The organism is Roseibium sp. RKSG952, assembly GCF_009711355.1.
This window is the reverse complement of sequence record NZ_SMMF01000037.1, coordinates 1-215: the sequence shown is the minus strand read 5'-3', so window position 1 is coordinate 215 and position 215 is coordinate 1. Positions and strand designations below refer to the sequence as shown.

General features: G+C 59.5%; 1 protein-coding gene. It reads left to right on the top strand.

Annotation, left to right across the window (positions count from 1 at the left end; genetic code table 11):
• Positions 1-5: 5 nt before the first annotated feature.
• Positions 6-215, top strand: a 210-nt coding sequence (locus E1297_RS51005) for a DUF4116 domain-containing protein (protein ID WP_368669405.1), incomplete at its 3' end; no start/stop codon positions are given.

Below are 215 nucleotides of genomic sequence, written 5' to 3'. Positions count from 1 at the left end.
AGGCGGTGAGGCAAAACGGCATGGCGTTGTACTATGTTCCGGAAGACCTCCGGAAGAAGGAGCTCTGCCTCGAGGCGGTGAAGCAAGATGGATGGGCGTTGCAACATGCACCGAAAGCCATCCAGACGTCGGAGATGTGTCTCGAGGCGGTGAAGCAAAACTGCAGGGCGTTGCAATGTGTGCCTGGGCCCCTCCGGACGCGGGAGATCTGCCTT